12 protein-coding genes are annotated in these 23653 nt (G+C 55.6%); 5 read left to right on the top strand and 7 right to left on the bottom strand.

Translation table 11 applies throughout. The annotated features are described in order from the left end of the window. Window positions 1-130 precede the first annotated feature (130 nt). Both Hhyl6_RS21960 and Hhyl6_RS21955 read right to left on the bottom strand, forming a co-directional pair. The gene (locus Hhyl6_RS21960; protein ID WP_483741378.1) at window positions 131-8557 is read right to left on the bottom strand and encodes a choice-of-anchor D domain-containing protein; all 8427 of its coding nucleotides are present in this window, start codon (window positions 8555-8557) and stop codon (window positions 131-133) included. Between the two features lie 4 nt (window positions 8558-8561). Next, window positions 8562-10583, bottom strand: a complete 2022-nt coding sequence (locus tag Hhyl6_RS21955; RefSeq protein WP_483741377.1) for a PKD domain-containing protein — start codon at window positions 10581-10583, stop codon at window positions 8562-8564. Window positions 10584-10809: 226 nt separating this feature from the next. On the opposite strand from Hhyl6_RS21955, the gene Hhyl6_RS21950 reads away from it, so the two are divergent. The 4 genes from Hhyl6_RS21950 to Hhyl6_RS21935 all read left to right on the top strand — a co-directional run bounded on the left by Hhyl6_RS21950 (window position 10810) and on the right by Hhyl6_RS21935 (window position 17796). Continuing rightward, on the top strand, window positions 10810-11922 hold the full coding sequence (locus tag Hhyl6_RS21950; RefSeq protein ID WP_483741376.1) for a PGF-CTERM sorting domain-containing protein: 1113 nt from the start codon (window positions 10810-10812) through the stop codon (window positions 11920-11922). A 71-nt stretch (window positions 11923-11993) separates the two neighbouring features. Then, complete coding sequence (locus tag Hhyl6_RS21945; protein ID WP_483741375.1) at window positions 11994-13784, top strand: hypothetical protein; 1791 nt, start codon at window positions 11994-11996, stop codon at window positions 13782-13784. A gap of 176 nt (window positions 13785-13960) precedes the next feature. Next, a complete protein-coding gene (locus tag Hhyl6_RS21940) occupies window positions 13961-14665 on the top strand; it encodes an ABC transporter ATP-binding protein (RefSeq protein ID WP_483741374.1) in 705 nt (234 codons plus the stop codon). Between the two features lie 11 nt (window positions 14666-14676). Further along, window positions 14677-17796, top strand: a complete 3120-nt coding sequence (locus tag Hhyl6_RS21935) for an ABC transporter permease (RefSeq protein WP_483741373.1) — start codon at window positions 14677-14679, stop codon at window positions 17794-17796. 236 nt (window positions 17797-18032) lie between these two features. On the opposite strand, the gene Hhyl6_RS21930 is transcribed toward Hhyl6_RS21935, so the two are convergent. The 5 genes from Hhyl6_RS21930 to Hhyl6_RS21910 form a co-directional block, all read right to left on the bottom strand. Beyond that, a complete protein-coding gene (locus tag Hhyl6_RS21930; RefSeq protein ID WP_483741372.1) occupies window positions 18033-19181 on the bottom strand; it encodes a hypothetical protein in 1149 nt (382 codons plus the stop codon). A 217-nt stretch (window positions 19182-19398) separates the two neighbouring features. Further along, window positions 19399-19965 (bottom strand): DUF7344 domain-containing protein, encoded by a 567-nt coding sequence (locus Hhyl6_RS21925; protein WP_483741371.1) that lies wholly within the window; start codon window positions 19963-19965, stop codon window positions 19399-19401. 112 nt (window positions 19966-20077) lie between these two features. Continuing rightward, window positions 20078-20491, bottom strand: coding sequence for a hypothetical protein (locus Hhyl6_RS21920; protein WP_483741370.1), 414 nt, complete (start codon window positions 20489-20491; stop codon window positions 20078-20080). Window positions 20492-20773: 282 nt separating this feature from the next. Next, a complete protein-coding gene (locus tag Hhyl6_RS21915; RefSeq protein WP_483741369.1) occupies window positions 20774-21535 on the bottom strand; it encodes a hypothetical protein in 762 nt (253 codons plus the stop codon). 24 nt (window positions 21536-21559) lie between these two features. Next, window positions 21560-22138: a hypothetical protein gene (locus Hhyl6_RS21910; RefSeq protein WP_483741368.1), complete on the bottom strand. Its 579-nt coding sequence runs from the start codon at window positions 22136-22138 to the stop codon at window positions 21560-21562. 350 nt (window positions 22139-22488) lie between these two features. On the opposite strand from Hhyl6_RS21910, the gene Hhyl6_RS21905 reads away from it, so the two are divergent. Next, the gene (locus Hhyl6_RS21905; RefSeq protein WP_483741367.1) at window positions 22489-23646 is read left to right on the top strand and encodes a signal peptidase I; all 1158 of its coding nucleotides are present in this window, start codon (window positions 22489-22491) and stop codon (window positions 23644-23646) included. The last annotated feature ends 7 nt before the right edge of the window (window positions 23647-23653 follow it).

The following is a 23653-nucleotide window of genomic DNA, read 5'->3' as shown; positions in this document are numbered from 1 at the left end:
CATACTACTCAATATCCCTACCATTCAGAGAGTCAGCTCAAGACTGGTGTCCAGAGAGACAACTATCAAGGGGGAAGAACTGGGCCGTACAGAAAGTAGAAATCAAAACGGCTTTGGGGCGAAATCGGGCCTATCGCTGTCGTCGCCGGACAAAGAACAGCAGCACAACCAGTGCTGCCATCATCGCCGGAATCCCGAAGCCAGGTCCGGAGTCACCCGTCGTGATTTCGGTCGTCCGCGTCTCCGTCATCGGCGTGTCCGTGGTCGGCTTCTCCGTCGTCGGCGTTTCGGTCGTCGGTGTCGGGGCTGGCGAGACCTGCAGCGTCCCAGCCTCGGTTCCGTTGATAGCGATCGTGTACTCGCCCGGCGCATCTATCACGCCACTCAGCTGCACTGTGGCAGTGTCGTTGGCCGGCACGTCGACACGTTCCGTGGTCACAACGGTTCCGTCAACAGTCACGTCAACGGGGACCGTCCCAGCGTCGGAGCCCGTGTTCTCCAGCGTCGCCGTAGCGTCGAACGACTCACCAGCGACGATCTCTGACGTCTGCAACTTGGCATCGGTCAGTGCGATCTCGGGGCCTTCAGTGCCAATAGCAAACACCGAGAAGCCCGGCGTCGTCGCTTTGAACCGATTACCGCCGAGATGGGACGTTTCAAGCTCCTGGTACCCATCGTTGAACCGGTACAACACGATGTTCTCAGGTTGGACATCAAGCGCCTCAAGCCGCGATTGCGACACGGTGAAGGTGAACGTCGAAGATGCAATGTCTTGGTCACTGTAGCCACGCACCTGCACGTCAATGTAGCCAATCGCTCGGCCCTTGTCCAGTCCCGGCGTCCCCGCTGGGGGTGCGGACGAGGTATTGATCGACACCGAACTGTTGGCAACATCGTTCTGGACGCTGATGTTGAGTTGACTTAGGCTGGCGGCCGTGGCGTTCTGGTCGGTGATAGTCGCGTTTGCCGGGATCGCGACGGTGGTGTTGGCACGGATCTCGCCGGTCGTTACGTTAACCGACTGCCCAGTCGTCGTGTTCCGGATCTTCGACGAAGGCACCGAGACAACTCGCTGTGGGGGTTCCTCACCAGTGCCGTCACTGACACCGCCATCGCCATCAGTGACACCGTCATCTGTGTCATCATCATCATTATCGGAGTCATCACGGTCATCATCGTCGTCACTGTCATCGCGACCGCCGCCACCACGTTTGTCGACCTGAACGGTCAATGTATCCGAGAGGAATACGGTCGTGGCGCTGCTGGCCTTGGATGCGGTTGCATCAATCGATCCAGCCTGGTCTGCGGTCAGACTCACTTCTCCGGTCAGGACCGTCTGACCACTGTTTCCAGCGAAGGTGACTGTTGCATCTTCAACAGGGTTACCGCTCCCGTCAGTCACCGTGAACTCGACCGAGTCACCCTCATTTACCGACGTCGAACCGGCGGTGAGATTCAGCTCGATCTCCTGCTTGACGGTAATCGTGGTTGACGCGTCATTGAGTATGGTCTGGGTGCCACTCTTCGATGCCGTGACCGGGAGGTCGCCGAGCTGCTCTACCGACAACACGACTTCACCGTTGACGTCGGTTGTATCCGACGTCGCCGAGCCAACCGTGACAGTGGCGTCCTGGACCGGGTTGCCGGTGTCATTCCGGGTCACAGTGAACTGAATGCGGTCACCTGGTCGGAGATCGGCAGTCTGATTCGCTGTGATCTGTAGGTCAGCTTCCTGCCTCTCCCCGGTAATGGCGAAGTCACTGAACTTCGTCGTCGCGCCTGTGAACACGACAGTGGTTCGGGTCTCACGGACGACCTCGGTGTCGAGCGTCCGATACGTCTCGGTACTTTCGTTGTACCGCCGCAGAGACACGTCCGATTGCTTGATTCCGTATTCTGCGAGGACGCTTTTGCGCACCTCAAAGGTGACGTTCGCTTCGCTGATGTCCTCGTTAGAGAGGTTACTCCCTTTCGTCACTCTGACGTAGTTGATCGGTTGGATCGTCTGGTTAGTGTCGTCGATGGTGGTCTCGTTGACCTGTGGACCAAAGCCAGACTCATTGCTCTCGAAGGTGACACCGAAGTCATCGGTCTCCTGTGCCGTGTCGATATCGATCGCGCTGAGCGTGGCGTTCGCTTCGGTCCCCTGAGAGACGTTGACCTCCGGCTGGTCGCCAACGCTGGGGTTCGTGTAGTTCAGGATGACACTCCCGAAGGTGACATCGATTCGGAGATCCGTGTTCGAGAGGAACACGGCCTGTCCAGGCACACGGGAGTCGTTCGTCAACACAGTGAGCGTTGCGAACTTCTGGGGCGGGACGTTCGTCTCGGGTTCGAACGTCACATTCACTGTGTCGGATTCACCGGGCTGAAGCGTGACCGGTAACTCTGCTTGCTCCGAGCTGTTGACTCGATATGCGGTCCCCTGTGGCCCGCTGATGAACAGGCTGGTGACGTTGACCGGTGCCGTTGCCTCAAGCGTGTTTTCGACCGTAAGTGTCCGCGTAACGTTCTCTCCGACCGTCGTCGTTCCGTATTGCAGCGCGTCGGGCGACACGTCGACATCTGGCGTCACACTCTGTCCGGCCAGCGACCGGTTCAGTGTCGGGTTGTCCGTATCGTTGGTGCTGATGCTGAGCGTTGCCTCAGCTGGGCCAGCAGCCGAACGAACCGGGCGAGGTCGGAATTGAACTCTGACTGTTTCGCTCGAGCCAGGTTCAATGATGGTCTGGTCAGTGTCCACCCGGAAGGCACTCTCGTTTTGTCCAACAACACTGATGTCGGTCACGTTCAGCGGCGCGTTACCTGTGTTATTGATACTGACTGTGCGGATTTCGCTCTGTCCCAGTCGAAGCTGTTGGAAGTCGAGCGTCGAGCGGTCGAACTCAGCTTCTGGTTCAACAGCTGTGCCGACGATGGTGGCCTGCGTGGTCGTTATTCCACTCTGTGAACTCGTCGTGACGACGAGGGTGCCACCGACATCGCCACTGACAGCAGTGTCGATAGTCACATCGATTGTGGTCGTCTCATTGGTCGCTAACGTCTTTGGGCCAGTGACACTTGCTCTGACGTCGCTAGCGTCACGGACGCCGATAGCTTCCACGGTCAGCGTTTCAGAGCCAACGTTCTCCAGTTGGACGGATTGAGTAACCGACTGCCCAGTTTGAATCCGACCGAAGTCAACGCTAGACGGTGAGAACGTCGCGTTCGCAACAGTTGCAGTTCCGTCGAGCGTCACCTCGAAGCTCGACTGATCGGGTACGTTAGTACCATCGAAAGTCAGCGTTGCCGAGTCAGTGCCTTCGGCGGATGGACCGTACACGACAACGACCTCAGAGGTGTCACCTGGTGCAATGGTGCGAGTCTCGGCTCCGCTAACAACAGCGAAGGCCTCACTGTCGTCGCCACTCACACTGGCGGCTGGGAGTAGCAGCGCCCCAGTACCAGTGTTCGTGATTGACAGCACCTGACGCTCGGATCCGCCTGCCGATGCCGCAAACCCGAGCGAATCGTCGTTCGCGATCGTGTTTCCTCCGGCAGCAGCGCTGAGTTGTGGCACCGTCCCATTTGCAGTCAGATCAACAGTCGGGTCTGTCTGAGCGTTCGTGTCGAGTTCAAGCGTCCCACTGAGGGTTCCACGTGGGGTTGTCGCCTGACTCGAATTGACCCGCACATCGACTGTTGCCGTCGCACCCGGAACGATCTCGACAGGCGTCTCCCCGGGCACGACAGTGAAGACGTCTGAACCTGACACGGAGCCATTCGAGATCGTCAGTGGCACCCCACCAGTATTAGTGACCGGCACGGAGGAGGTCTCCGGCTGGCCGACGTTGACCTTCCCGACAGAGCTACTTGCTGGCGTGGATGCCACTGGCGCGGCACCGACACCGGTAAGCGTCACATTGATCCGCCGATTATCCGGATCATTCGTTCTGAGCGTGAGCGTTGCCGTCTTTCGCCCATTACTGTCCGGTGCGAACGTGATCTCGACGGTCTCGCTAGTTCCGCTATCGAGGTTCCGCAGCGAGCTCTCCGAGACCTCGAAGCTAGTGCTCGGATCCTGGACGTCGCTGATGTCCGTCACTTGTGCCGTTGTTCCATTGACACCGACGCTGGACACACGTAGCGTCGAGGTGGATTGGTTCGTGACATTAACGAAGCCACCACGGACCACTTGCTTGTTGACTGCCACTTGCGGCGGAGCCACGCGCCCAACAAGTGAGACCGTGGTTTGCTCATCTCCATCAGCTGCTGTAACCGTTAGCGTGGCAGTCTGCAAGCCGTACTCACCAGCGGCTGGTGATAGCGTAATTGGGATGGTAGCCGTGCCTTCATCTGAGAGGTCCGTCTGCGAGGGACTCCCCGCAGTGAACACCTCACTCCCGCTGATCGTAACGCTCTCAGCGTCAAGTTGGAGTGAGTCAGCACCCGTATTTCTGACTTGGACGGGAGTCGTCTCAGTCGTATTGACGCCGACGTCGCCAAAGGTTACCGTCGAGCTGTTCGCGGCAAGCGCGGAGGTAATCCCGGTCCCGGTCAGCGTGACCTCTCGGGTGGCATTGTCCGGATCGTTCGTCTGCAGCGTCAGCGTCGCCGTCATGCCTGCTGCAGTGGCAGGCTGGAACCGAACAGGCACAGTCGTGTTCGTGCCGGGTTCGATAGCTATGGTCCCAGCGTCTTCGACGAGGCTGAAGTTGCCTTCAGATTCGGTGAACGCCTGCGATGTATCGATCGTCAGCACTGCGTCACCAGTATTCTCGATTACGACGTCCTGTGTGGTTGCACCACCCACAGAGGTGTCTTCGAACTCAATCGGCTCTTCGGGGACCACCACTTGGGCTTGCTGTCCTGTCGCGCTCAGAGTAACGGTCTCCGATGCGCTCGTGTTCGTCTCTATCGTGAGGCTGCCGTCAATCGTCCCGCTGTCAGACGGTCTCACAGTGAGAGTAACAAATTGTGACTCTCCCGGTGCTAGGACGAAGGAATCACTACTTGTGGTGAACGCCGCATTGCCAGTCGTATTGGTCGCTGCTAGCGACGTGAATTCCAGTGGCTCCGTACCAGTGTTATCGATCACAACGCTAGCGGTCGTCTCTTCATCAACAGTTGCGTTACCGAGTGCCACTGGCTGTGGTGACACTGCGAAGTCGGTCACGCGGCCGGCCCCACCAACCGTGACGGCTGCAGTGGGGGTGAATGAGTCGTTGGTCGTGATCTCCACGACAGCACTCTTCTGGCCACCACTCTCGGGGCTGAACGTAACGGTGATCGTGTCCGAACTGTTCGCAGCGATGGTTGCTGGCCCAGTTACCGAGAACGCATCCGGATTAACCGACGCGTCCTGATCGATTGTTGCGGTAACGCCCAGCGGTCTGTCACCAGTATTTGCAATCGTAACCGTCCCTTCTGTCGATTCACTTCCCTCTGCGTCGACAGACCCGACACGTACCGGGCTTGCCGTCTGCACCGCAAGGTTCGGTCCGACGCCAGTCCCCGACAGGGCAACGGTCTGTGGGGACGCTGGATCGTTACTTCTGAACCGCAGAGTCGCGTTCGCAGACTCTCGAACAGTCGGTGCAAAGGCGACTGTCACCGTGTCGGATTCACCGGGTGCCAGCGTTTCGTTCGGCCGCTCGATGATTGTGTACTGCGACGGTGCCTCACCGGTCGTGCCAATCGATGCCAACCGAGCTGTCGCAGATCCGTTGTTGGTGATTTCGATTCGCTGGACCTCCGTATTCGCCGCGGTTGGCGACGCCTCAACTGCACCGTAGTCAACAGCGGTCTGATTGAGCGTGACGTTCGCACGCGCTTGCTCAACTTCAAGCGTGTCTATAAGACCCGAGACACCGGTAGTGAAGTTGCCAGCGCTCAGGAGCCCGGCTTCGACGGTGAACGACACCTGCTGGCGTTCGCCACCGGCCAGGTCGACCGTCGTCGCATTGAAGACCGCTCCATCTATCTGGAGACGGGCTTCTCGTGTCCCCGGCAAATCACCGTTATTGACTGCCGTCGCATTGACCACGATATCGTCATTCGTCGTGGCCGGATTCGGCCGGATTGTCAGATTACGGAACGTGATGTTCGACGGCCGCGGTTCGATCTGGAGTTGACCTTTCTGGACTTCGAGTCTGTTCGTATCGGGTTCGATAGCGAGATGCAGGTACGTGTATTCGCCAGCCTCGAACTGCTGTGTCGTTTGAACCTGGATCGCTTGCTGTGAGGAACCATTAATCGCCGTCGACGACGCGTTCAAAACGGTCGTCCCATCTTCTGCCGTTGGTGCAACGAACGACCCCAGATTTTGGAGGGCAAACTCTCCCTTCACATCACTGTCGTTCAACCGCTCACCGAAGACCGTCACATTGCCTTGGGTGATAAACGCCCCGCGAATCGACTGAATTGAGGAATCCGTCACCTCGCCGCTGGTATCGATCGTCACCGACTGGTTCGTCAATTTGTCCTCATCGTACACTGCGACGATGTGCTGGATATCGTTCTGTCCGCGGAATGGTGGTGAATCGGCGTCGGCAGTGAACGTGGCCACATCGCCCCGCTCAACGCGTTCAGGCCCATCCACTGCTGACGCGTTTTCTTGGACCAGGAACGTATCGATACCCACGATCGTCATGTTGCCCTGTTGGACCACAGTGTCGTTCGTAGTTTCGGTGAACTGCGCGCCGCTTTCTTGAGGCGCCACCGCGTACACGACATATTGTCCAGATTTCGAGGGCTGGTACTGGTAGTTAGCGTTCAGGTCGGTGTCGAGTGTGTCGACGTCGACAACTTCCTTTGTCGTATTCTCGGCCGTGAGTAAGCGGCCAAGGCTGCTAATCCCGCTAGGCGGATTTTCTTCGACACGAACAGCGACTAATTGGCTTGGTTTCGGGCTGATGAGTCCGACACCGGTTCCATCAGTATCTGCCCGACTCCCAGCCACCGAGATGGGCACCCTTGACTCATTCTGATAGACTGGGATGGTCGTCTTCCCGAATGGTAGCTGTTCGACACCCAACTCATCAGAGCTGATAAACGTTCCCTGGAGCCGGATATTGGTTTCGGCAGCTTCAGGGTTCGCTCTGAGTGGCAGGACAGCTCGCTCCCACTGTGTAAGGTTCGCATCAACTCGAGTGGTTTCGCTCGAGATTGTCCCGGTGCCGATAGTGGAGGCCCCGACCGCGATTTTGATTGGTTCCTCAGTCGTTGGCTCGTCGGGATCTCGCACTGTGACCGTCCGATTTCCAATGTCGGAACGGTTAAGCGTCTTGTCTAGCGTCAGCTCTCGCTCTTCACCCGGCTGTAGCGTTACCGTCTGGGACACATTCGTTGGCTCGCCGTCGAGGTACAGCGTGGGCGTGAATGTGCCTTCGGCCTCGCCCGTGTTTTCAACCGTCGTCGAAACGTGAAGGGTCTCGCCGGTAATGAACAGCTGACGGTCCGTTGTAAACTCAGTACTGAAGGCGGCTGGCTCAACAATTTCGACAGCCGCGCTCTTTTGTCCGAGGCCGAATTCTGATTTCCCTGTTGGCTCGTCTACTGGGAGTTCGATAGTGATTGTCTCGGACCTCGTCTCACCACCGGGGAGTTTAACTGGAATATCATCTATCTTTTCACTCCCCTGACGGAGCGTGAATGTAGTGTTGGCAGTCGTATCGCCAGCGTTCTCATACTGCACATCTAACCGGACAGTTCCGCCCTGTGGGATAGCCGCCTGGTTCGGTGCGAACTGTGTTATCTCAATCGAACCGGGAGTGAGTACAGGGAGAGTGGTTGATTGGCTGTCGTTAGCTGTGCTGATCTCCAGTGGTTGTTCTCCAGACTGGATTTGTTCTGCATCGAGATTGAATGTGAGCGTCTGGCTTTGGCCGCTATCTAACTGGACCGTTTGCGTATCTGTTTTTTCTCCATTGACGAACGAAGCCGTGACATTTTGCTCAGCCCCAACCTCTCCAGTGTTCTCGATTGTCGCATCGACCGTGAAAGCTTCCCCCCTCGTGACATTCTGAGGTGTGCTAATATCGGTGATTGTGAACTCTGGCGCAATTCTACTCACCGATAGCGCAGAGCCACGATTGGCCGAGACGGTATATTCATTACCAGTTTCATCGGCAAGTCCTCCGCTAGTTTGTTCGATATTGATATTCGTAGTGCCTTCGCCAGTTCCCCGAACTGTGACTGTTGCTATTGTCACTTCACCAGTATCGGAAGTACTACCGAACCCGGATTCAACTACCACACTGGAATTATCAGCAGCAAACGTTTGTGATGTCGCTGCATCAAGCCCTCCAATCCGATCTGACGCAGAAGTGATATTCGCTGCCTCTGGGTTCGACAGCGAAATATTGTATCCATATGCGGACACTCCTCCATCAGCATTGGTTACATTAATGAAATATGTTTGAGTTTCCCCAATTGTAAGGTCTGTATCTGCTGGCTCAACCACTACCTCCGTAGTGCCTGCGGCTGTCGCGATGCCGGCACCTGCCCCGCTCACCACAGACGTGATCATTAGCAACGTCAGGACTATACTTCGGATTTGAGTGTGATTGTCAATCATTTTATTAATTTCTGGATATCTCACGGAACAGTCGGATGGCGTCACCGAATGTTAGATCTCCGTCTTGGTTGAAATCAAATGCCTCTTCATTTTCTGTGACTGCTGGGTCCCCATTGGAAGTGGCAAGGAACAGTGCAATTGCATCTGAGAATCTGACCTTGTCATCACCGTTAACGTCCTCATACAGACCGTCATTGTTGAAGTCACCAGGTCGCCCCGAAAATCCGGCTAAGGCTGGTGGACCTTTTCGAATCGACAGGTGAGCATCTGCTTCTCTTACGACCGTATATTCCTCACCATCTTCGTTAGCAAGTCCGCCTTCTGTCTGTTCAATGGTGACAGTAGCATTTCCTTTTCTTATTCCTTGAACCCTCACAGTGGCAATTGTCACTTCCCCAGTGTCGGCAGTGCTACCGAAGCCCGATTCGACAGTGACTGTGGAATTATTAGCTGCAAACGTCTGTGATGTTGCAGCCTCGACTCCATCAATCCGATCCGATGCGGCAGTGATATTCGCTACTTCTGGGTTCGATACTGAGATATTGTACCCGTATGCGGACACACCACCGTCGGCATTTGTTACCACAATGTCCAGTTTTGTCTCAGAGCCGGTATTGACCGACTCAGAACTGGGGCGTAATTCAATAGCTGTCGGTTGGTTAAGGACTGAGAACGTTTGTTCAACGACAGTAGACGCTTCTCCATCAGAAGTTCGCAACTGAACAGTCTTCTCACCCGTAGTTTCGAAACTAACGGTGATGACCTCGCCCTGCCTATCATCGAATTCACCGTCGCTATCGAGATCCCAGCTATACGATGTAATCGATCCATCAGGATCCTCTGAGCGTGAGGCATTTAGCACGATCGTTTCGTTTGTGTCTGCTGGTGTAGGAGACACAGTGAAGTTAGCGCTAGGCGGCAGGTTGTCCACGACATCAATAATAACTGAACTGTCGCTGTAATCGGTCGTAGACGTATTCGATTTCATTGCCAGGGCTTCGACTGTTCCAGTTGTTTGAGGCTCAAACGAAACTTGTCCGTCACCACCAGTTGATCTGGACACATCCCCGACTGTCACTGTAGCATTCACTCGTTTGTTCGTGTCAGACCGAGTGGTGATAAAGCTGACCGTTGAGCCGACACTTACTCGCGTTCTGTTAGCCGTCAGATTCAGTGCGACCTCTTGTTTACTGATATCCAAGGTTGTCCTGCTCTGGTTGATCGCCCCATCGTCGTCATTCACTTGGAGAGAAACGTTCGTACTGCCAGCCTTAGCATACGAGGCAATCACTGACTGTCCAGTCCGCTCGTATGTACCGTCCTGATCAAGATCCCATTGATACGATTCGATCGTCCCATCAGAGTCACTTGAGGCAGAGGCATTCAGTTCGATTGGTTCGCCAACTTCGGGACTTGTCGTATTGGAGGTAAATTCCGCAGTCGGTTGCGTATTGAGCCGTAGTGTCGTATTCTCTGAGCGCGTAGCGATGGACTCACTGTTTGGGTCGCTGATTTCAACACCCGAGAACGAGATCGATTGGAGGCTGTCATTCTCGGTTGGTGCAGATTGCGTTACCCTGAACTGAAGATACACAATCGCACCAGCATCCGACACCCCGGTGTCGGTGTTGCGTCGCGTCTGCCCAAACTGGAATGTCCCGCTGGCCGAATCGGTGCTATTTGCTAGAACTAGTGTATCAGCACTCCCATTAGACAGATATGAGCCAGTTCGATTGGCGGTCAGCGTGAGATATTCGTCGGGATACTCGACGGTGAACTGCGTCCCATAGACTTCTGTCTCACTACTGCCAGTGTTTGCATCATACTGAACAGCTAATTGGACCACATCACCCGCAGACACGTTCTGCGTTGATGTGTTGAAGCTGAGCGTCCCATTTATTTGTGTCTCAGTCTGCGCTGTTGCTATGCCAGAGTCGATTTCTGGGCTAATAACGCCCGCCACCGGTGCTAATAAAAGTAGCGCACCGACTCCTATTGCTAAGGCGAGTGCCCGCGAGGTTGCCATACTGGCACAGTGCAAGACCAATCATAAATAAATTTGTGCAGTTGTCCCGCCGTGGTTGACTAGATTTGAGATGATCTCTGGCCAAACCAGTGGCCGTCCCTCGCTCGTACCTTCCACAACATCTAATTTGTATGCAATGGTCGACCGTAGTATGGCCCGCTTCCGGAGAGCCCTAGTTACATTTACCGCGGTAGCATCGCTCGTTATCTTCAGCGCAGGAACGGGTATGGCTGGCATCGATGCCCAAATGCTGCAGGGCACACAAGAGGCGCCGGCGGAGTTGTCGATCGAAGGACCGAGTGAACTAACGAGTAATACGACCGCTGAGTACCACATCCGCATAGACTCAGCAGTACCGGTATATGGAATTGAGTTTACACTCATTGAGCCAACTGGTGAGATCTTACTGACCGAATTGTCGTCGCGCTCGTTTCTTTCTCAGAATGGGAATACAGTCACGATTGTCAATAGAATTGAAGGACAGACTGCGAAATACGGGGAGACTCGGATCAACGTGGACAATGGTGTCACAGGCACCGGGTTCGTAGCGACTGTGTCGATTACCGTGCCAGACACTATGCCGAATCCACAGTTTACCTTGGCGTTGACAGAGGTGACACTTGCTGACCCTGACGCAGAGGTCATTGCCGCCAAAACGACCAATCAAACCGTCTCTGTGACGGATGTGACAACGCCCACACCAACGCAAGTCGCCACGGCGACGCCAAACACCGAGCCACAGCAACCCTCAGATCGTGACAGCACCACAGAGGTACTTGACCAGTTGACGGTCGTCGAGACAGCAGAGAGTACAACCACTGTAAGTCCAACCAGCACTGCGGGCACGACAGCGGAGTGGAAACAGAAAGTCGATGCCGAAGTCCGTGCCCAGACGTCGGAGTCGGGCTCAGTACCGGTTATCGTGCAGCTGGAACAAACAAGCAATCTATCGCGAGCTACAGTACAACTGCGCGATGCAGGACTGACTGGCGCGACAGCCAATGCCGATCTGCGGGTCGTAACTGGCTCCGTTTCCAATACCGCTCTATCTCAAGTTGCTGCCATGGAGCATGTTGAACGAGTGCGCCTGGACACGCGTGCACGTGCCCAAACAACGAACGAAACGCCCTCTGCGAGAAGTTCATCAGCAACGACCGCACCCCCGAGGTCGGAGACAGATGTAAACCGCGAGACAGCGACTCGCACCCCTACAAGTGACAGAACACCAGCCAAGGATACGATGACGGAGGCCAGTGGACCAGGGTTTGGCGTCATACTTGCAATCATCAGCATAGCTGTGGCCCTTCTGGGAGCGTCGCGAAGAACCGAACTCAAGTAGTACAGCTGTCCCGTAAGTGTCCGTCGTAACTATCAGAGGATATTTAACGATTCCAGAATATCTGAAAGCAGATGAAGCGGCTCGCTCTTGTTGTGATGGGGCTCGTACTTCTCACGGGGATATTCTCTCCCCTAGTAGGTGCCGCAAGCGACTATTCGATATCTATGGAAGACGGTGTTACAGTCCCGGAGCAATCGATCAAATATGATGGATCAGTATACACGTTTTCTTCAATCGGACGTAGCACAGCGGAATCGGTGACTGTAACGACATCTGCCCCTACTGGTGAGGACTATGTTGTGTATCTCGTTGATGAGGGATCCGCGATTGATTCTGGTGGGGCCGTGGGTCCAGATACAACGACGTTCGACATCAGTACACTCACGCCGGGGACGTATGCAGTGGCCACCGTGCCCTCATCGTCGCCGACGGCAGCGAAGCCCCTCGTTGTCGCAGGCTACGAAACACATATCTCGGACGTCGACACGCAGGCCAATCTTGAATTCAATATTTCAACCTCGCAAATCGACAGTAGCGCTCAAGACATCAGTCAAGTAACCGTCCTCGTATGGGATGACGGTGAGACGATTGAGGTAGCTGCAACCAAACAATCAGCAGGAGAATATACAGTTACTATGCCGCAGTCACAGGTAGACGCAGGTGACTATACTGCTGTAGCGGTCGTCGAGGGTCCGGATGACGTGTATGACAACGACGAACTGCTCGGAGTCAGCGATCCGGTCTCGCTAACTATCGAAGATCCCACGCCGACTAAGACCCAGTCGCCGACCAACACAGAACAGACGACGACAACGACAGACACCAGTCTCACACGCACTGAGTCAGGTCAGACCTCCGGAGAGCAAAATCCCGCACAAAGGACTGAGACGGCTACGCCGACGTCGACGGCACCAGGATCGAATGAGACAAACGTAACGAGAAACACGACGACCAACGGCCTGACAGTCACCGTGAATACCAGTGCACCGGCCACTGTGCCCGTCGCACTAAATGGGTCAAATCTCACTGCCAGCGATGATGTGCATCTGGATAGAATAACCATCACTACAACGCAGGCAGGCGAGGTCAGCTACCAGATACAGCCGGTATCGAGCAGGAACACAGAGCTATCTGATCGCGTTGCCACTGCTTCGACTCTCGCATATTTCACGATTAGCCAGCCAGGGAATGCCTCACCGACTGCGTCAATCGGCATTGAGTTCAGTATTCCAACAGCTATCGTCCAAAACAGAACACATACCGAGCAGGGCGCGTGGCTGTATCACCAGTCACAGACTGGTCTCTCACAGGTGCCAGTTACAGAGCAGACCCGGTCTTCGACTCGCGTCACGTATCGAGCACAGGTGGCTAAGCCATCCACATTTGCCGTTAGGACTGAGCCTGTTGAAGCGGTCCGAGTGATTGAGACGAGTCTGGTAGCAGGCGTTCACGATCAGCCGAGGACCATCCGGGTAAATGCAACAGTGCGGACACTGAATACGACTGCGGAATCCCCAACACTCCCGCTGGTCATCGACAATGAAACTGTGACTGAAACGCACGTGAGTCCTGCCGATGGACGTCCGACGACAGTGACTATCGAAGCACAGGTGGACACATATGGAACTCACAGTATCCGCCTCGGACAGACGAATCTCGGCAGGATCGAGATCACAGAAACGCCAGCCCAGACGCGAACAACACGGGCGTCGCAACGCTCGGTAACAACAGCGCAAGAACAGTCTGGTACGACAACGGATCCACAAACACAGGTGAGTGCATCTGGCCCGGGCTTTACCCCAGTTGGTGTCGTAGTTGCCTTACTCCTGTCAGTTGCGCTGTGGCGACGGACCGAGCAGTGATGGCGGTATCCCCCTGACCCGCTCTGTGAACGAGAGCGGCCGGCGCCTACAAAAGCGACTAACTGATACAGTCTTACTGGTGTTCCAGATTTTCGAGCCCCACGATCGACTGAGGCACAGCGAGGCATGGCGAGCGAACAACAACTACATTAGGTATCCAACGGAAGCAGACAGCAGTGACTGAATCTGTCCTGGTGGGCACCGACCTGGTCGTCACACGCGGACAGGACCGGATTTTGGATGCCGTCTCGCTATCTGTCCCGGCAGATGCCTCGCTGCTTGTGCAGGGTCCGAGTGGGGCAGGGAAGACGACGCTCTTCAACGTGCTTGGGTTGTTGGAACCACCGGCAAGCGGAACACTGCAAATCGCTGGTCGTGACGCAGCACAACTCTCTGATCGACAACTGGCCAAGCTCCGTCGCGAGACGATCGGCTTCGTCTTCCAGGATTTCCAGCTTATTGATGACTTGACGGCCAGAGAGAACGCAGTCCTCCCACAGGAACATACTGGGGGGCGTGACCTCGAGTGGATCGAGACACTGTTCGAACAGCTGGGCCTCGCTGGCCTGGAACACCACTATCCAGCGACGCTAAGCGGCGGTGAGAAACAGCGTGTCGCGATCGCTCGTGCGCTCGCAAATCGGCCCGAAATCATCCTCGCTGACGAGCCCACCGGCCAACTCGATCCGGACACCGCCAGCACCGTGCTGGATCTCTTGTTCAGTATGCAACGCTCGACTGAGACTGCATTGATCGTCATCAGCCACGACCCACAGCTGGCAACGGAGTTCGACGGGCGGTTGCAACTTGCCGACGGGGAATTAGTTGGAGAGACTGCAGACATCGAGTCAGCACCACTACAGCCGTCGGAGATCGAGTAACGGGGCAACAAATGGGGTATCGCAAAGCACTGTTGTTCCGCTGGTCTCGCCGTGATCGCTTAACCATCGTTGTAGTCGCCGTCACCACGGCATTTCTGCTTGGGACGACGCTACTCCTGTTCACCGCGGTCACGTATTCGGAGACGTTTGCCGAGCCACTCTCGAACTCCGCCACAGTCTCCTATGAGACAGCTGATGGCGACCCGCCACAGACGGGCGACGATCAGATCGTACTACCGCTGGCGACTGCCGGGGCGAATGGCGACCGGACAACAGTTGTCGGCATCCCACCGGATGCACCACGGACGATCCAGAACGGGTCCGCAGGGTGGCAGCGCGCGCGGTTGCCAGCACTATCTGCGGACGCAGGTGGACGCGGGCCAGTCACTGGCCAGACGACGGTTCGGCTCAACGGCACACAGAGTCAGCAGACTCTATCGGTTCGGCCACGAGACCCGAGTAACCAGTTCATCTCCCAACAGTGGTTCCTCACGAATGCGTCGACAGCTGAGACACTCGGCGTGACCGGCTACTTCGTTATTGACACTGACAGCACAAACCAGGGTGACTGGAGTAGTGTGCCTGACACTGGCGTCCCACTGGTGAGTGCGTTGTTGTACGTCCTTGGTGGCCTAGAGGAGGTTCTGTGGGCGCTCGGTATCGCCGTCGGCGCTGGCGGCATCCTCATTCTGATTGTCGTCTACAGCGTCACCCGGATGAGTGTTCGCGACCGACTTGACGCGATTCAGGTTATCCGGTCAACTGGCTCGCCGGGCTGGCAAGTCGGCCTCCTGTTTACTGTCCGGGCGACACTATTGGTCCTCACCGGCGTGGCACTAGGGTACGCCAGCGGCCTGATCGCGATCAAGGCGATCGTGAATACCGCGGTCTATCTCGGACTCCCGATTGCCCTCGACGTCTCGGTAACTGGCCAGAGTGTGTCAGTCGTCGGCGCCGTCGCCGCAGCGCTCGTCTGTATGGGATGTCTCGCGGGCGCGCTCGCTGCCTACCCCATCGCGACTCGCCCTCCTGCGGCCCTCGACAGTCGACGTAGTCCGTCGGTGGCTGTTACCGCTGAGCAGAGCCGGTTCAGCGGCACGCTTCGAAACAGTATCACGCCGTCGCTCCTGTCGTGGCAGGCATTGATTCCGACGACTGCGACACTGACAGTGTTCGCATTCACGTTCTTGCTCGTCTTCTCTGTTGCCGGCCTGGCGTCGCCACTTGGTGGCGGGGGCGGGGGCGGGGGCAGTGGCACAATCACAGAGGCTGGCGCCCCCCACCCATTGAACAGTCGCCTCGATGCAGAGTATGCACAGGCTCTCCGAGCGAGTGGGACGCCAGCGAGCCCGGAGATCATCTACGCACAAGTCCATGATGGGCAGCCCTATATGGCCCACGGGGCCCGGTATCCGGCGTTTGCCAACGTCACCGGCGCGAGGCTTGTTTCGGGCCGGCAGCCGAGGCACCAAAATGAAGCCGTGATCGGAGCGGATCTTGCCCAAACACTGGATGTGGGTGTTGGGGAGACGATCACCATTGGTGGAAGTGTCTCCCCTGGGGTCCGACGAATGGAGATCGTCGGCCGCTACACCGCCACGGGTACGATTGATGACCTCCTCATTATCCCGCTGGATGCGGCCGACGATCTCGCCACACAAGAGGGTACCGTCCACATGATTCGGGTTGGGAGCCCGATCTCCGAGATTGGTACTGAGGGGACGATCACGAACCGCACCGGGACAGCAATCACGGGCATTACGGGACCGAGCCGCGTCACTCGCGGCCACAACGTTACCGTCTCTGTGACTGTTCGGAATTTCGGGCACACAGACCGCACGGAGACAGTGCCGGTGACCTTCGGGAATGAGAGTCAGCGGGTGACAGTGGAAGTGCCGGCCGGCGGCGAACAGACTGCCGACGTGACGTTCACCACATCGCAGTTAGGTCCAGCTGTTGTGCGGGCGGGTCAGTACAGCCACCGGACGACGATCGTCAGCCCGAACGCGATACAGATCCCGGCTGCGCTCCCATCGAAGGCACCACCCGGGAGTGGACTGTACGTCCCCGTTGTCTCCAGTAGCGGCCAGCGAGTGAGAAATGCGTCTGTCACGCTCAACCAGCTCACACTGCGAACCGGACCAGAAGGGACTGTCGTGTTGCCCATCCCGTCCGAACCCGGGACCTACACCATCACTGCGACGAAGGGCAACCAGACCGCGACACACGATCTGCAGGTCGTGGCTGGCCAGTCACGACAGCTCTCCGGCCGACTCCGTGTCTCGCCGCAGTCTGGGAGTGTCCTCACGACGCCGACCGTCACTGTCGAACTCGCAAATCCATGGCAGCAGCCGGTCACTCGTCGGGTGACTGTCGCCGGGCCCGGGACGATCCGCGAGCGGACAGTGACGATTGGGGCTGGCAACGCCACTCGGACGGAATTAGCTGTTGGGCAGGGCTCTCAGCTCACCCCAGGGACCTATACGTTTGAGTTAGCGGTCAACGGGACACGCCTCACAACCGCCGACTACACTGTGACTGGCGACACTCGGCTGGCTGCAGCTGTCGCGAGTAGTGGCCAATACTCTCGTGGCTCGCCCATCGAACGGTCCATCAAGGGTGTCTTCGGAAACGTCCAGTTGATACTGGTGGCGTTTGTGGTCCTTGCTGGGTTGAGTAGTGTTGGGAGTACGACTGCGACGTTCGCACAGGCTGTGCATGCCCGCCGACAGGCGATCGGTGTGTACCGGTCGACCGGGGCGACACGAGGGCAGCTACTGCGGACTGTTCTGCACGACGTCATCCGGATTGCTGTCCCAGCGACCGTCCTCGCTACTGGCCTCTCCGTGATCGCAATGGTGGTGCTAGAGCGTGCCGGCTGGCTGGTCTTCTTCGGCTTCCGTCTTTCGACGACGGCACCACCAATGGTGTTGTCCGCGATCGCCAGTGTCGGGATTCTGCTCGCCATTCTCGGTGCTGGCCTCGCCATGGTTCCGTACTTGCTCGCCTCGCCCGTATCTCTTCTAACGTCGGATGGTCAACGACAACCGCCAACAAATCAGTCCGCAAGGGGCGTGCAGGACACGTTCGTAGACCGGACATCTCTGAAGGACACTGATGGAGACGATTAGCTGATTGCAGCCAGTGTGTCTGGGAGAGCAATATGAGTGAGTGGAGGAGGTTACAGGTTGAACAGGCGCAATACCACCTTTAAGCCGTGGATACGCGCCATCACTTCCGTTGGTCACAACTCGGTGGCGACCTTCGACGTTCCACGCGAAAGCGTACTTGAGAACCAAGGAAACGCGCAACCCGTATTTCGTGGATTCCTGCGTCTGTAGGCGCGGGAGGATGTCAAAGAATGCAATCAGTTGTCGTCGTCCAGTAGGCCGAACTCGAAGTCGGACTGGTCCATACTGTCGTCTGTCGCAGTAGTTTGCTGCACCTCCTGGGATTCTTCGTGAGCGTCGTCATCTAACAAATCAGCCATGCCGCTGAAGTCGTCGCGTTCCGCTTCAGGCTCGTCTGGCACGGTAACGAGTTTGTGTTTGCCCCGCAGCCATCCTTGCTTTTCAGAGACACTCCCAAAGCGCCGGTCGCAGTTCGGACACCGCGGTTTTGCGAGTGCTTGGACCGTAAAACTCGTATCACATTCGTCGCAAGCAGCTGTTTGGATATCGAGTCGTGCAGCGGTCTGTTTCAGCTCTGCTAAGCGTGACTGCTCTTGTTTGAACTCTAGGAGTCGCTCCATATCGTCTTGATACTGGTTGACGAGTGTAGATAGCTGTTCTTCGTGTTGCTCACCACGAGTAACCAGATATTGGAGGATGTCGTTCAGATCTTCAAACTCAGTTTCCATTTGGGTATCAAGCTCTTCCTGACGTGTCTGGAGTTCAGTGATCACTTCGTTGAGGCGATCAGACAGTGCAGTGACTGTGGTGCTGTCGGCTTTCCCCTCGAGATTCGCTGAGATGTGATCGACTTGCTGGGCCAAGTCTTCCACCTGTTCTGTTATCTCTGCGGTCTCTGTTTCCAATCTGGAATCTAAGTCATCAAATTCCGAAGCAAGCCAGTAGAGTTGCTGCTCCAGCTGATTGACTTTGCCAGTAGGCGAGTGTTCAGAAGCTCTATAATCGCCCTCAGAACGCGGATATCGGCCTTCTTCGCGGGGACGTTGCTCTCTTCGGGGGTCGTTTTGTGGTTGTGGCTTGCGCCCTTGTGGTTCAGAATCGTCTGCATTTAGTTCCTGCTTGAGCTCCTCGATATTCTGGATGAGCTCCTGGATGTTACTCTGTTTTGTTGCCCCGCCCACATCGTGTGTCGGTTCGTTTTCTAATTGAGAGTCGCTCATCTGAGTGTCAGAGCGGTCGTGATTTGTTTCGGGTGGGGGGTCATCCATCATCCCAGTTAGCTCATCTAAAATCCAATATGAGGACATCATCTTCTCAATGACCTCCTGCTTGCCCATTCCCTTCTCTTGAGCAGTTTGCTCCACCCACTCTTCGAAGGCCGTCATATCAAATCCCCCATCGGCCGTTACCCGAGAATCGTTGCTCATTTCTAGCCCAACTTAACGCTGTTACGTTCAGTTATTACCACTACTCTATTGAGTGATTTAGTCTTTGTGCCGTATCAGGCCCTATTTTTCGCCACTCACTGCCAGTCTATGTACAGGGGCTGAAGCGCTGTGGGTGACTGCTGTCTCGACGCCCAGTTGGCAGGTGATGACTCAGTCAAGGCAGTTCATCTAATTCATCAAATCGATAGCGGTGGTTGAGATATGTATGTGAAATCGCCGAACCAGTAAAGATCACCACAATCGCGGTGGGATATGCGAGGATTGGAATTGGATCCGTCGGCAGCCAGTCTAGCCAGAGAGCAGTGACAACCACTGCGGAAAGGAGCGACAGCCCCAGATAGTAGACGCCCCACGAAATAGACCCCTCCGGAACGATATCCAAATAGATATCCAGCTGTTTGATCTCATTAGTTAATTCAACAGTTCCGTTGTCGAACTCTACGACGCCAGCGCGGTCCAGCCGTGGCAGGTGCGTCTGTTGGAGCGAGGTGTAGACTGTTTTCCGTTCACTGGAGGTAATCTGAGCAACGTCTTTGTCCTGTTCCCACGCAGCAACTTGCTCAGCGATGTCTGAGAGTTCGTCTGAGCCGTCTGTCTGCTTGCAATAGTGGATGGTATACCGACGACGGCGATTACTCAGGAGAGCAAAGATCTCATCCCGTTGGAGGGTTGCATCCTGAGACTGGTCAGTAAGCAGCCCGCTATGACTGCGGTCTCCCATCTGATGAGTCAGTCAACCCGGCTACCATATAGTTTCTCTCATATAGTTCTGAGATGATATGGCTGAAAAGAGACGAGGTCTCACTGGCTTATCAAACATGGTGTAGGCCGTCTCAATCGTCCTTCTGCTGCGGAATGATGTAGAGTGTGGAGGTATACTCACCGTCGGGGAACTCAGAGAGCTCTGAACCGTTCTCCGGAATAAGGTCCACTTGGACCCCAAATGGAACTGACTCACCGGGTGTAAGGACAGTGTCAGCAGCCCCTGAATCAGACGTCACACTTAGCAAATTATCACCAGCCGTCCCAGTACTCGCGAGTACCTCTTGTCCCGCGGTCGCTGATAACGCCGCTTCGATTTCTTCAATCTGCTCAGTAGCGAGTGTCTGGCTGGTTACTTCGAAATCGAAATACACACCAGTAATGTCCTCAGTACTCACATTTACAACCTCAACTATCTCTTCGAAGCGTGTGATCGCGTCCTCGTTGACGTCACGCCGGCTTCCACCAGGAGCGATTGCAGTCACACGGCCGTCAGTATCCGTACGGACGTGTAATGGTGGGCTGTTTGCTGGCCTCAGTTCTATCAGCCCCTCTGGAGCGACGATTTGAAAACTCGCATCTGAAGTTGATGTAGCAGTTAATGAGGCGGCTGTCCTTGCGACCCCGCCAGAAATAAACATACTCGCGAGACCAATGACTGCTGTTCTACGTGTAACCATCTTCTCGACTCACGCTGGTTCTATAGCTGGTGTTTTTAGTGGAATGCGGTCTCGCTGCTTCCGAGCAATCCTGGCGTGACTATCTCGTTACAGTTCGTCTGCCACTGCAGTAACCTCCGTAATAAGTGGCTCATTGGTTGCTCCTCCTGTCCCGAAATCACCGGCACCCGCATACTCATCACCCCATACGTTGCCGTACTCATCAGTCAAGACCGTTTTGTCAGTTGTGACACTCAGATCAACCACCTCATTGCTTCCAGCGGTGATATTTGTCTTATTTGCCGGTGACTTCCCATCACTTCCACCGGGCGAGATCTTGGACCCGTTGCCGTCTTTGAAGGTGAAAATGTCGTTTGCGGTGGTTTTAGGGACTATATCTTCTGTGTTGCTGCCAACGATCTCACCATACGAAGTATAGGTGAATCCGACTTCGTACTCCCTGTCGCTGTTGTTTACGACCGCAATTATATTGCTAAAATCTACATCTCCAGACGGAGTCCCCGGTGCAACTGCGACTTGGATGTTGACCATTCCTGTGCCTGGGTTTTTAACAATCGCTAATGGGAGATCGTCAATAGACAGATTCTCGAAGGCGATGGTACCGTCACTGTCGAATTTCTCAAGCGAAGTGTCAGGACTTAATACAACATCCGCACCGACGTCAGTCTCGCTAATGCTGGAAACCTCGTTTCCGGGAACGACATTGAGATTTGCACTCTGCTCTTCCGTCACAAGCGACATTGCGGAATTACTGCTCGACGACGTCGCATTGAACGCGCCGGTCCCAAGTGCCATTCCTGACCCCATCGCAGCTGTGCCGAATGCCGTAATAAAGCTCCGTCGTTTCATGCTAATCAGACTCTATTGACTTTTTTAGCTCTCAGTAGCGATGATGGTTAAACCACCTGTTTGCGCGCTACTACTGTCGATCGTGCTCTGTCGGGTGTCGATTTCGACGTCAAGCTCCACTGAATTTCCTGCGCTCACAGTTTTAGTACTACCGCTACCGATGGAGTTCGTGTCTTCGTCACCGACATAGAACGTTACGACGGCAACTCCGTTGTCGTCCTCATCGGTGATCTTCAGAGTTGCACTCCCATTTGCTGAGGCCTCCCCTGGGTCAGCTGTAGAGACGCCAACTAGTGCCGAGGAATCGTCGGCGGCGTTGTTCGTAATGGTCACGACACCATCCAACGTCGTGATTGCCTCTTGGTTGAAGCCGTTACTGCTCGATCCACCGAGGTCAATTGTCAAGGCGCCACTGCCACTATCGTCCGTGACGTAAGTATCGTCCCCGGTGATCGTCAGGAACGCGCTTGCGTCCCCAGCAGTTTCCACATCGACTGACCGGGCAGCACTCACCGTAGTGAACGCACCCGTCCCAACGAGTGCACCGCCACCACCAACTACTGCACCGAGCGTGATCAAGATGTTTCGTCTGTTGATTGCCATAGGTTTCGTCTCCTGACACAGAGCGGCTGTGTCTCTACGTAGGATATCATTTGGTATCCACTTTGTATTCGGGTGCTTGAACATTCTCAGAGACTACTCTCATGACCGAAAGCCCAGCTTTCTCCTCACAATCCAAGTTCAAGCAGTTCGTTCGTTTCAGCTGAGGATCAGAATCGGTCCCTCGACCCGCCGTGGATGGGTCAACCACCTCGGGGCTTGACCCCGAGGCGGTTCACATGGGCGTGCGAGGAACCTCCTAGGTGAGGGAGGAGCAAAGACCGCTTGAGATCGGCTATCTCTCAGGCAACGTACCAACCGTTTTACCCCCGGATCTCATAGCGGGTAGGTGTATGGAACTGGCCGATGTGCTTGAGTATGGCCTACTCGCACTCTTACTCATCGGAGTGGGAGCACTTCTACTCGGACAGGTGCTCGGCCAGCCAATACTGCTCGCTTATGTTGAGACTGGAAGCATGGCACCTACCATGGAGCCAGGAGACGGCTTTATTGCCGTTCCCGCTGCAGTGACGCCGCCCCCTGAACAAGGAGACATAATCGTATTTGAAGCGCAGGAACTCCATGGTGGGGGGTTAACGACACATCGCGTTGTGAACCGAACAGAGGCAGGATACATCACCCGTGGTGACGCCAACCCATTTACCGATCAAGCGGGCGTTGAGCCACCGGTTTCCGAGTCCCAAATCGTTGCTGAAGCACTCCGAATCAACGGCGAAGTGGTAGTGATACCGAATCTCGGGACAGGCGTCAGAACAATACAGCAGTCACTGGGTGGTGTTGCTGGGGTGATTACAGCAACTCTCAGCCTTGGTGTCCTGTTTGAAAGTGCTGGAACTGCACAGTCGCTTGTCTGGATCGGTCTTGGGGTGATCGGCGTGGGTATTATTGCCGATGCAATGACGAGTAATCGGCGAACAAGCCGCTCAGAACGCCGATCTAACTACATCAAGACATCCACATTTCTGCTTGGTCTCGTACTAATTGTCATCACGCCAGCCACAGCAAGTATGGTGCTGTCCTCAGGGACGACCTCATTCGATATCGTTAGCTCCCAGGCGCCGAACGAAGACCCATTCGTAATTGGGGTTGGAGAAGAGTCGACAATCAAATACAGGGTGCTGAATGATGGCTTTATTCCGGTTTTGACGGTGATTGAGCCTAACCATCCCGATCTTTCTGTAAAGCGATCTGTGTTCATCGTTCCGGGGCAGTCAGCAGAAGTAACACTGCTCACCGTTGAGGCACCTGAATCGACTGGTGCTTACAGTCGGTCAATTTCTGAGTGGCGTTACATTCCCATCCTCCCTCGATCTGTGATCCTGTTTTTGCATGGGATTCATCCATATCTCGCCATGGCAGTGATCGATGTTGTCCTGGTTATTTTAGCACTCTCCGTTGGGCTAGTCACAATCGGATTGCAACCGCTTCGGCTTCGGTCGGAAGATCGAAACATCACTCTCGTTCAGCGCCTCAAGCGCCGCTTCCTGTGAATTGTTC

The organism is Haloarcula sp. H-hyl6 (assembly GCF_056934455.1).
This window is presented reverse-complemented; position numbering and strand designations above follow the sequence as displayed.